General features: G+C 73.4%; 11 protein-coding genes. 7 read left to right on the forward strand and 4 right to left on the reverse strand.

Annotated features, from left to right (window positions below; translation table 11 throughout):
• Positions 1-99: 99 nt before the first annotated feature.
• The 4 genes from ACZ5D2_RS36060 to ACZ5D2_RS36075 form a co-directional block, all read right to left on the reverse strand.
• Complete coding sequence (locus ACZ5D2_RS36060; RefSeq protein WP_266842106.1) at positions 100-402, reverse strand: hypothetical protein; 303 nt, start codon at positions 400-402, stop codon at positions 100-102.
• A gap of 117 nt (positions 403-519) precedes the next feature.
• Complete coding sequence (locus ACZ5D2_RS36065) at positions 520-747, reverse strand: DUF3107 domain-containing protein (RefSeq protein ID WP_280916425.1); 228 nt, start codon at positions 745-747, stop codon at positions 520-522.
• Positions 748-904: 157 nt separating this feature from the next.
• Positions 905-1,543: a TetR/AcrR family transcriptional regulator gene (locus ACZ5D2_RS36070; RefSeq protein ID WP_371676780.1), complete on the reverse strand. Its 639-nt coding sequence runs from the start codon at positions 1,541-1,543 to the stop codon at positions 905-907.
• A 147-nt stretch (positions 1,544-1,690) separates the two neighbouring features.
• A complete protein-coding gene (locus ACZ5D2_RS36075) occupies positions 1,691-1,906 on the reverse strand; it encodes a hypothetical protein (protein ID WP_371676779.1) in 216 nt (71 codons plus the stop codon).
• A gap of 135 nt (positions 1,907-2,041) precedes the next feature.
• Between ACZ5D2_RS36075 and ACZ5D2_RS36080 the strand changes: the two genes are divergently transcribed.
• The 7 genes from ACZ5D2_RS36080 (at position 2,042) to ACZ5D2_RS36110 (ending at position 10,134) form a co-directional block, all read left to right on the forward strand.
• A complete protein-coding gene (locus ACZ5D2_RS36080; RefSeq protein ID WP_371676778.1) occupies positions 2,042-3,022 on the forward strand; it encodes an alpha/beta fold hydrolase in 981 nt (326 codons plus the stop codon).
• A gap of 5 nt (positions 3,023-3,027) precedes the next feature.
• Positions 3,028-4,398, forward strand: a complete 1,371-nt coding sequence (locus ACZ5D2_RS36085) for a DUF3152 domain-containing protein (RefSeq protein WP_468935391.1) — start codon at positions 3,028-3,030, stop codon at positions 4,396-4,398.
• Positions 4,399-4,468: 70 nt separating this feature from the next.
• A complete protein-coding gene (locus tag ACZ5D2_RS36090; protein WP_356211301.1) occupies positions 4,469-4,564 on the forward strand; it encodes an Ms4533A family Cys-rich leader peptide in 96 nt (31 codons plus the stop codon).
• Between the two features lie 206 nt (positions 4,565-4,770).
• Positions 4,771-6,507: an ABC transporter substrate-binding protein gene (locus tag ACZ5D2_RS36095; protein ID WP_468935394.1), complete on the forward strand. Its 1,737-nt coding sequence runs from the start codon at positions 4,771-4,773 to the stop codon at positions 6,505-6,507.
• 20 nt (positions 6,508-6,527) lie between these two features.
• Entirely contained in the window at positions 6,528-7,487 is a 960-nt protein-coding gene (locus ACZ5D2_RS36100) for an ABC transporter permease (RefSeq protein ID WP_371681168.1), read from the forward strand.
• The gene (locus ACZ5D2_RS36105; RefSeq protein ID WP_371676775.1) at positions 7,484-8,476 is read left to right on the forward strand and encodes an ABC transporter permease; all 993 of its coding nucleotides are present in this window, start codon (positions 7,484-7,486) and stop codon (positions 8,474-8,476) included. Before ACZ5D2_RS36100 ends, ACZ5D2_RS36105 begins: the two co-directional genes overlap by 4 nt.
• Positions 8,473-10,134: a dipeptide ABC transporter ATP-binding protein gene (locus ACZ5D2_RS36110; RefSeq protein ID WP_371676774.1), complete on the forward strand. Its 1,662-nt coding sequence runs from the start codon at positions 8,473-8,475 to the stop codon at positions 10,132-10,134. Before ACZ5D2_RS36105 ends, ACZ5D2_RS36110 begins: the two co-directional genes overlap by 4 nt.
• Positions 10,135-10,297: the final 163 nt, after the last annotated feature.

A 10,297-nucleotide genomic window follows, 5' to 3' on the forward strand; every position in this document is an offset into this window, starting at 1 on the left:
CCGCCCCGCCCGTCCGTACACGGCACCGGCCCCGGCCGCGGAACCCCCCGCGGCCGGGGCCGGCGCGCGTGCGGGGCCCCGGTCAGGCTCCAGCGCCGCTCAACCCCGCGACGGGAGCGAAAACGGAGGCCTGCGGGACCTTCTTCCGGAGCCCGCCGCCGGCCGCAGGAGCAGTGAGAGCACGACGGCCGACACACCGAGCCCGCCGAGGAAGGTCGCGAGCAGGGTGTTGTGCCACGGACCCAGCGCCGTGTGCGTGAGGTACGCCCCGAACAGGGCCCCCGCCACGCCGCTGACCAGCACTGTTCTGGTGGACGGAAGCCGCTTCGCGAGTACGCGCACGGCGGCGCCCGCCAGGGCGAGGCCCAGCAGGCCGGAGCCGATCGCCTCCAACAGCAGCATCAGGTCACTCCCATACGTCAGGGCAAACCGGGTCACTGCGGTCCTACCCGAAGCGGAAGAAACGGAAACGGCCCGGCGGTATCAACCGCCGGGCCGTTCCCCTCAGTTCCCGGTGCCTCAGAGAGCTCCGAAACCGACCTTGCGCACGCTCGGCTCGCCCAGGTCGACGTACGACAGGCGGTCGGACGGCACGAGGACCTTGCGGCCCTTGACGTCGGTCAGGCTCAGCAGCGGCGCCGTGCCGGACAGCGCGGCGGCGACGATGCTCTCCAGCTCCTCGGCGCTCAGGTCGCTCTCCAGCACGATCTCCCGGGGTGCGTGCTGCACGCCGATCTTGACCTCCACGGCTATGTCCCTCCGACGGTCCGTTTCGCGCGATCAGCCGCGCCGTACCCGGTCCACATTAGCCCGGTGAGGGGACACGATCGGCTCGCGGCGGACACGCTCGCAGCGAACAGCGGCCGGTCAGGGCCCGCCGCCGGCGCCCGCCGGACCCGCCCGCTCAGCCCTCGGTGCCGTGCAGCGGGAAGCCGGCGATGCCGCGCCAGGCGAGCGAGGTCAGCAGCCCCACCGCGGTGTCACGGGGGACCGGGCTCTCGCTGGACAGCCAGTACCGGGCCACCACCTGCGAAACGCCGCCCAGGCCCACGGCCAGCAGCATCGACTCGTCCTTCGACAGGCCCGTGTCCTCGGCGATGACGTCCGAGATGGCCTCCGCGCACTGGAGCGAGACCCGGTCGACGCGCTCGCGCACCGCGGGCTCGTTCGTCAGGTCGGACTCGAACACCAGCCGGAACGCGCCACCCTCGTCCTCGACGTACGCGAAGTACGCGTCCATCGTCGCGGCGACGCGCAGCTTGTTGTCGCTGGTGGACCCCAGTGCCGTGCGCACCGCCACCAGCAGCGCCTCGCAGTGCTGGTCCAGCAGCGCCAGGTACAGGTCGAGCTTGCCGGGGAAGTGCTGGTACAGCACCGGCTTGCTGACGCCGGCGCGCTCGGCGATGTCGTCCATCGCGGCGGCGTGGTAGCCCTGCGCGACGAACACCTCCTGGGCCGCGCCCAGCAGCTGGTTGCGCCGGGCACGGCGCGGCAGTCGCGTGCCCCGCGGACGCGCTGCCTCGGTCTGCTCGATGGCTGTCACGCCGCCTCCCACTTTCTTCAAGAACACAGTGCGCTCTGCGCCGCGCCGCCATCGTACTTTTCGGTAACCGAATCTGGTGGGTTCAAGCCGAGTTTTCTCGCGGTACGGACCACCCGGACACACCCCTGACACGCTGGTCAGCGCCCGTCAGCGGTAGTCGTCCTCGTCCAGCGGGACCACCCGTGCCTGCTCCGCGGCATCCGCCTCCGGGGCCTCCAGGGGCTCCAGGTCGGTGAGCGAATCGTCCTCCTGCGGCTCGATCTCGATGTACTGCTCCGCGGTGTCCGCCTCCGGAGCCTCGGTGTTGAGTGCTTCCCGGAGTTCCTTGCGGAAGGTCTCCGGCTCCGCGGGATCGACTGTCATCGCGCTCCCCTCGCCTTCCCTCGTCCTCCTCCCTACGAGCCTAGGAGGATCGCCGGTCCGCCGCCAGACGATCCTGTGACCGCCAACACAAGCGATGACACGGGGGTGGGCGTGATCGTCTCGTAACATTGGCCCATGTCTTCGACCGAGCTGCCGGGTGTGCGGTCCACCGTCGAGCCGACCTCCCAGGTGGGGGCCGCGCGGGTGGCCGAGGGGGAGCAGCTGCGCACCGTCGCGCTGCCGGGCCTGGAGATGAACGTACGTTTCCGGCCACCGGTGCGGGAAGGCCTGCCGCCCGCGCTCTTCGTGCACGGACTCGGCGGTTCCTCACAGAACTGGTCGGAGCTCATGGAGCGGCTGGCCGGCAGCGTCGACGGCGAGGCCGTGGACCTGCCCGGCTTCGGCTGGTCGCCGCCGCCCGCCGACCGGGACTACTCCGTCACCGGGCTCGCCCGCGCGGTCATCCGCCACCTCGACGCCGCCGGGCGCGGCCCCGTCCACCTCTTCGGCAACTCCCTCGGCGGCGCCGTCTCCACCCGCGTCGCCGCGGTCCGGCCCGACCTCGTGCGCACCCTGACCCTGGTCTCGCCCGCGCTGCCGGAGCTGCGCGTGCAGTGGTCGGCGGTGCCCACCGCCCTGCTCGCCGTACCGGGCGCGGCACCCCTCCTCGTCCGGCTCACCCGGGGCCTGAGCGCCGAACAGCGCACCCTGGGGGTGACGGCCCTCTGTTACGGAGACCCCTCACGGGTGACAGAGGAAGGCTTCCGGGGCGCCGTCGAGGAGATGCGGCGCCGGATGGAGCTGCCGTACTTCTGGGAGGCGATGACGCGCTCCTCGCGCGGGATCGTCGACGCCTACACCCTCGGTGGCCAGCACGGACTGTGGCGCCAGGCCGGGCGCGTGCTCGCGCCGACGCTGCTGGTCTACGGCGGCCGGGACCAGTTGGTCTCGTACCGGATGGCGCGCAGGGCCGCCGCGGCCTTCCGCGGATCGAGGCTGCTGAGTCTGCCCGAGGCCGGCCACGTGGCGATGATGGAGTACCCCGAGGTGGTGGCCGCCGCCTTCCGGGAGCTGCTGCACGACACCGACCGGAACACCGAAGACAGCAAGGGCTGAGGACCGTGGGACGACATAGTCGCAAGGACTCCGCCCCCGCCCGTCCGCGGCCGGAGGCGGCGCCCCGGGAGCCGGAGCCGGAGCCGGAGCCGGAGCCCTTCACACCCGGGCCGGCGTTCCGGGGCGCGCCCGGAGCGCGCCGCGACACCCGGGCCACCGTCAGCCACCGGGGCTACGCCGACCCGACCCGCCCCGCCCCGCCCGGCGCCCGCCCCGGCGGGCACCCCGAGCAGCGCGAGCCCGGCGGGGCCTGGGGGGCGCACCCCGCCCCCGAAGCCGCCGGCGTCTACGGCGACTGGCGCGGCGCCCCCCGGGCCACCGTGCACACCCCGCCCGCGCATGCCGGCGACACGCCCGTGCGCGACACTGACACCCCGGCCTTCGGCACCCCCGCCGTCGGGTTCCCCCGGGTCACGGTGGCGCCCCCGCCGCCCGCGCCCGACCCCTTCACCTCCACCGGCTCCCACCGCCGCGTGCCCGGTCCGCGCCGGCCCGAAGCGCCCGCGACCCCGGTGGGCTCCGGGGCCGCCGAGCCGCCCGTCGCGGGCCGGGGCACGCGGATCCGTACGTACACCGGGATGGCCGCGGCGGCCGTCACCACCGTGCTGGCCGTCGTGGTCGCCGGCCAGGTGGTCGCCGATGGCGACTCCGCCCCCGGCAACGCGCACGCCGCCGGGGACGACGCCCCCGAACGCTCCCTGAGCGGCCAGTCCGCCGCCTCCCGCTCCGACGGCCGCGCCACCCCGGCCAACCCGCCCGCCGCCGCCCAGCCGCAGACCTACGAACAGCAGATGGCGCTGCAGCTGCCCATCGACGCGAAGCTCGCCGGTCCGGGCACCTTCGACACCGTCCCCGGGTTCGCCAAGGCGCCGGGCAAGGGGAAGGTGGTGCGCTACCGCGTCGACGTCGAGCAGGGGCTGGGCCTGGACCCGCAGCTGTTCGCCGAGGCCGTGCAGCGCACCCTCAACGACCCGCGCAGCTGGGGCCACGGCGGGGCGATGACCTTCGAGCGGGTACCGGCCGGCGAGGCCGACTTCGTGATCACCCTGGCCAGCCCCGGGACCACCGGCACCTGGTGCGCGAAGTCCGGCCTCGACACCACCGTGGACAACGTCTCCTGCGACTCCGCCGCCACCGAACGCGTGATGATCAACGCCTTCCGGTGGGCGCAGGGCTCACCGACCTACGGCCCGGACCAGATGCTCGCGTACCGGCAGATGCTCATCAACCACGAGGTCGGCCACCGGCTCGGCCACGGGCACGTGAGCTGCCAGACCCCGGGCTCGCTCGCGCCGATCATGCAGCAGCAGACCAAGTCCCTCGACATCGACAACATCCACTGCCTGCCCAACCCCTGGGTCTTTCCCGGGAGTTGACCGAAGAGCGACGGCCGGACGGCCGGATCGGCGTTGACAGCCCGTCCGGTGATCGGTAATTGTTCTCCGCATGTCGCACCGCCACACCACCGCCGCGAGCGCCGCCATAGAGCTGGCGCTCCTCGGTGTGGCCGCGCACAGCGTGGCCGACATCTCCTGTCGCTGACGCCCGCCTGAGCGCGCGACCCGTTTTCGAACCGTCTCGCCGCGCCCGGGCATTCCTGCCCGCGGGCGCGGCGTCCTCCTCCTCGGTGCGCATTCCACCGGTGATCCCGAACGCCGCCTCCCGCCGGGCCGCTTCCGCATCCCGTACACGCATCCCGCAGCCGCGGCAGTCACCGTGCAGCTGCCCGCCGAGAGGTCCCTTTTCCCATGCGCCAGTCCCAGATATCGCGCCGTGTGGCCGCGGTCGCCGTCAGCCTCGCACTGGCCGGAGGCGCCGCCGCCTGCGGGCCCGAGGACGCCGCGGACAAGGCCTCCGCCGGCGGCGGGCCGGGCGCCTCCGGGTCCGCCCCGCAGAAGGGCGGCACCCTGACCGTCCTCAACAACGAGCCGCAGAGCGACTTCGACCCGGCCCGCCTCTACACCTCGGGCGGCGGCAACGTTCCCTCGCTGGTGTTCCGCACGCTCACCACCCGCAACCGCGAGGACGGTCCGGCCGGCGCCAAGGTCGTCCCCGACCTGGCCACCGACCTCGGCAAACCCAACGCCGACGCCACCGAGTGGACGTACACCCTCAAGGACGGGCTGAAGTACGAGGACGGCAGCCCGATCACCACCGCCGACATCAAGTACGGCATCGAGCGCTCCTTCGCCGCCGAACTGTCGGGCGGTGCCCCCTACCTGCGGGACTGGCTGGTCGGCGGGGAGACCTACGAGGGCCCGTACAAGGACGGCGGAAAGGGCCTCGACTCCATCGCGGTGCCCGACGCCAAGACCATCGTCTTCAAACTCCGCAAGCCCGAGGGCGAGTTCCCCTTCCTCGCCACCCAGACGCAGTTCGCCCCCGTGCCCAGGGCCAAGGACACCGGCGTCAAGTACGAGGAGCACCCGGTCTCCTCCGGCCCGTACAAGGTCGTCAAGAACACCGGCGACGGCGAGACCCTGCTGCTGGAGCGCAACGAGAACTGGGACCCGAAGACCGACGAGGAGCGCAAGGCCTACCCGGACCGGATCGACGTCCGCTCCGGCCTCGACGCGGCCGTCGTCAACCAGCGGCTGTCCACCGGCTCCGGAGCCGACGCCGCCGCCGTCACCACCGACACCAACCTCGGCCCCGCCGAACTCGCGCAGATCGGCGACGACAAGCAGCTCGCCTCCCGCGTCGGCACCGGCCACTTCGGCTACGTCAACTACCTGGCCTTCAACCCGAAGGTGGCCCCCTTCGACAACCCGAAGGTCCGCCAGGCCATCTCCTACGCGGTCAACCGCACCAGCGTCGTCAACGCGGCCGGCGGCTCCGCGCTGGCCGAACCGGCCACCACCTTCCTGCCCGAGCGCGAGGCCTTCGGGTACAGCGCCTACGACCACTTCCCGGCGGGCAGGACCGGCAACCCGGCCAAGGCCAGGGAACTGCTCAAGGAGGCGGGCTTCCCCGACGGGCTCACCGTCACCCTCACCCACTCCAACGCCCAGAACCGCCAGACCAGCCCGGAGATCGCCACGGCCGTCCAGCAGGCCCTCGCGGCCGCGGGCATCACCGTCAGGCTCGAAGGCCTGGAGACCAACGCCTTCAACGAGCGGCGCTGGGACGCCAGGAACACCCCCGGCTTCTTCCTCTCCCGCTGGGGCGCCGACTGGCCCTCCGGCGGCCCCTTCCTCGCGCCGATCTTCGACGGCCGGCAGATCGTCACCAACGGTTCCAACTACAACCACGCCCAGCTGAACGACCCCGCCGTGAACACCGAGATCGACGAGATCGCCAAGCTCACCGACCTCGCGGCGGCCGGCAAGCGCTGGGGCGCCCTCGACAAGAAGATCGGCGAGCAGGCCCTGGACGTCCCGCTCTTCCACCCCGTCTACAAGCGGCTCGTCGGCAAGGACGTCAAGAACGTCGTGATCAGCGACTGGACCGGCGTCCTCGACATCTCCCAGGTCGCCGTCAAGTGAGCACCCTGACCAACGGGCCGGTGCCCGCGGCCGGGGTCGCCACCCCGGCCGCGGGCACCGGCCGCCAGGTCCGGCGGCGGCTGCGCGGACGCCCGTCCGCCGTCACCGCCGCCGCGGTCCTGGCCCTCCTCGTCCTCCTCGCCCTCGCCGCCCCGCTGTTCGCCCAGCTCACCGGCCAGGATCCGAACGCCTACCACGACGACCTCGTCGACTCCGCCCGCGGCGGCGTACCCCTCGGCCCCTTCGGCGGGATCTCCGCCGACCACTGGCTCGGCGTCGAACCCGGCAGCGGCCGCGACCTGTTCACCCGGCTGCTCTACGGGGCCCGGATCTCCCTGCTCGTCGCCGTCGGCGCCACCACCGTGCAGGTCCTCGTCGGCGTCGCCGCCGGACTCGCCGCCGGACTCGGCCACCGCGTCGCCGGAGCGCTCGTCGCCCGGCTCACCGACGTGATGATCGCCCTGCCCCTGCTGGTGCTCGCCGTCGCCCTCACCGCCGTCGTCCCGCCGGGCTTCCCGCGCCCGCTGCTGCTCGTCCTGGCCATCGGCCTGCTCGGCTGGGGCACCACCGCCCGCATGGTGCGGGCGCAGACGCTCACCCTGCGCGGCCTGGACTTCGTCGAAGCCGCCCGGCTCTCCGGCAACGGCACCCTGCGGATCGCCCGCCGGGAACTGCTGCCCTCACTGGCCGCACCCGTCATCACCTACGCCGCGATCCTCGTCCCGGGCAACATCGTCGTCGAGGCCTCGCTCTCCTTCCTCGGCATCGGCGTGAAGCCCCCCACCCCCTCCTGGGGCCAGATGCTCTCCAGTGCCCAGACCTGGTTCCGCGCCGACCCCGCCTACGTCCTGCTCCCCGCCGGGCTGCTCTTCGTCACCGTGCTGGCCTTCACCGTCCTCGGCGACGCCCTGCGCACGGCCCTCGACCCGCGCGAGGCCTCCCGCCTGCGGGTCGGCACCGGAAAGGAACGCACGACGTGACCCGCTTCGTGCTCAACCGGCTCGGCGGGGCGGTCCTGGTACTGCTCGCCCTGTCCGTCGCCGTCTACGCCCTCTTCTACGTCGCCCCCGGCGACCCCGCCCGCCTCGCCTGCGGGGAGCGGTGCAACCCGGCGCAGATCGCCCAGGTGCGCGCGCAGCTCGGGCTCGACGACTCCGTCGTCGTCCAGTACCTGCGCTTCCTCCGGGGGCTGGTGGCCGGCCGCGACTACCCGGGCGGTGCCGGACTCCTCCTGCACTGCGACGCGCCCTGCCTCGGGTTCTCGTACCAGAACGACCGGCAGGTCACCGAGCTGCTCCTGGAACGCCTGCCCGCCACCTTCTCCCTGGCGCTGGGCGCACTGGTGATCTGGCTCGTCCTCGGCGTCGGCACCGGACTGCTGTCCGCGCTGCGCCGCGGAGGGTTCACCGAACGCGCGCTGACCGTGATCACCCTCGCCGCCACCGGCACCCCCGTCTTCATCCTCGGCCTGCTCCTGCTCATGGCCGTCTGCGCCCACCTGCGGTGGCTGCCCTTCCCGACCTACGTGCCCTTCGGCGAGGACCCGGAGCAGTGGGCCTGGAACCTGCTGCTGCCCTGGATCACGCTCGGCTTCTTCGAGAGCGCCAAGTACGCCCGCGTCACCCGCAGTTCCACCCTGGAGACGCTCGCCGACGACCACATCCGCACCTTCCGCGCCTACGGGGTGGGGGAGCGTGCGCTGGTCACCCGGCACGCGGTGCGCGGGGCCGTCGCGCCCGTGATCGCCCTCAGCGCGGTGGACTTCGGCACGATGATCGGCGGCGCGGTGCTGACCGAGTCCCTGTTCGGCATCCCCGGCCTCGGCAAGACCCTCATCGACGGGGTGCGGGTCGTGGACCTGCCGGTGGTCGTCGGCGTCGTCCTCGCCATCGGCGCGGCCGTCGTGATCGCCGGCGCCGTCGCCGACCTGCTGTACGCCGTAGCGGACCGAAGGGTGGCCCTGACATGACCGAACCCCTCGTGGACGTCCGCGACCTGGTGGTGGACTTCCCCGTCGGCGCGCCGGGGGAGTACCTGCGCGCCGTGGACGGGCTGTCCTTCACCCTGGAACCCGGCCGCGCCCTGGCCCTCGTGGGCGAGTCCGGCAGCGGCAAGTCCACCGTGGCGGCCGCCCTGCTCGGACTCCACCGCGGTACGGGCGCCCGGCTCGGCGGCACCGTACGGGTCGGCGGCACCGACGTGGGCACCGCCCCGACACGGCAACTGCGCGCCCTGCGCGGGGGCACCGCGGCGATGGTGTTCCAGGACCCGCTCGGCTCCCTCGACCCGTACCACTGCGTCGGCGACCAGATCGCCGAGGTGTACCGGATCCACACCACCGCCTCCCGGCGCGCAGCCCGCGCCCGCGCCGTCGAGGTCCTCGACCGGGTCGGCATCCCCGACGCGGCCCGCCGCGCCCGCTCCCGCCCGCACGAGTTCAGCGGAGGCATGCGCCAACGGGCCCTGATCGCCATGGCGTTGGCGTGCGAACCCCGGCTGCTGATCGCCGACGAACCCACCACCGCCCTCGACGTCACCGTCCAGGCCCGGATCCTCGACCTGCTCCACGGCCTGCGCGAGGAACGGGGCCTGGGGCTGTTGCTGGTCACGCACGACGTGGGCGTGGCGGCCGGGAGCGTCGACGAGCTGCTGGTGATGCGCGGCGGCTCCGCCGTGGAGCGGGGCCCCGTGGGCCGGGTGCTGTCCGCCCCCGGGGCCCCGTACACCCGCGAGCTGCTGGCGGCCGTCCCGCGGCTCGACGGTCCGCGCGCCCCCCGGCTGCGCCCGGTCCCCGACGCGCACGGGCCCGTCGTCGAAGCCTTCGGCCTGCGCCGGGAGTTCGGCCGCGGGAAGCGGCGCGTCGTCGCCGTCGGCGGACCGGACCGGGCCGACGGGGTCTCGCTCGCGGTGCGCCGCGGGGAGACGCTCGGCATCGTGGGGGAGTCCGGCAGCGGCAAGAGCACCCTCGGGCGGATGCTCGTCGGGCTGCTGGCACCCGGCTCCGGCCGGATCCACCACGAGGGCCGGGAGACCCGGGGCATCGCGCCCGGCGCCCAGATGGTGTTCCAGGACCCGGTGTCCTCCCTCAACCCCCGCCGCTCCGTCGGCGAGTCCATCGCCGACCCGCTGCGCGCGGCGGGCCGGCGCGACGGGGCCGCGATCCGGGCCCGGGTGGAGGAACTCCTGACCCGCGTCGGCCTGGAGGCCGGGCACTACGACCGCTACCCGCACGAGTTCAGCGGCGGCCAGCGCCAGCGCGTCGGCATCGCCCGCGCCCTGGCCCCGCAACCCACGCTGATCGTCTGCGACGAACCGGTGTCCGCCCTCGACGTCACCACCCAGGCACAGGTCACCGCCCTGCTGGCGGAACTCCAGCGGGAGCTGGGGATCGCGCTCGTCTTCATCGCGCACGACCTCGCGGTGGTCCGGCAGGTCAGCGACCGGGTCGCGGTCATGCACGGCGGCCTGATCGTCGAGGAGGGCCCGGTCGACGAGGTCTACGAACGCCCCGCCCACCCCTATACCCGGCAGCTGCTGGACGCCGTACCGGCCCTCGACCCGGGCCTGGCGGCACGGCGGCGGTCCGCGCGGCAGAAGGTGTCCGCGCGGCAGGAGATGTTCGCGTAGGCCCGCACGGGAGCGGGCCCCTTTCTAGCGTGCTCGAACGCGAACCGTACGGGAAAGTTACGACTCTTCACCCCTTCCGGTGGGGGGGGGGGGGAGAGGGGGGGGGGGGGGGGGGAGACCCCATTTTGTTTTTCTTTTTTCTATTTGGGGGGGACCAGGGAAA

Source organism: Streptomyces sp. NPDC031479, assembly GCF_055581065.1.

Bases quoted from the DNA above. Each gene is read 5' to 3' on its own strand.
- ACZ5D2_RS36110 (WP_371676774.1), top strand. From the start codon at position 8,473: ATGACCGAACCCCTCGTGGACGTCCGCGACCTGGTGGTGGACTTCCCC.
- ACZ5D2_RS36095 (WP_468935394.1), top strand. From the start codon at position 4,771: ATGCGCCAGTCCCAGATATCGCGCCGTGTGGCCGCGGTCGCCGTCAGC.
- ACZ5D2_RS36060 (WP_266842106.1), bottom strand. From the start codon at position 402: ATGCTGCTGTTGGAGGCGATCGGCTCCGGCCTGCTGGGCCTCGCCCTG.
- ACZ5D2_RS36075 (WP_371676779.1), bottom strand. From the start codon at position 1,906: ATGACAGTCGATCCCGCGGAGCCGGAGACCTTCCGCAAGGAACTCCGG.
- ACZ5D2_RS36090 (WP_356211301.1), top strand. From the start codon at position 4,469: ATGTCGCACCGCCACACCACCGCCGCGAGCGCCGCCATAGAGCTGGCG.
- ACZ5D2_RS36080 (WP_371676778.1), top strand. From the start codon at position 2,042: ATGTCTTCGACCGAGCTGCCGGGTGTGCGGTCCACCGTCGAGCCGACC.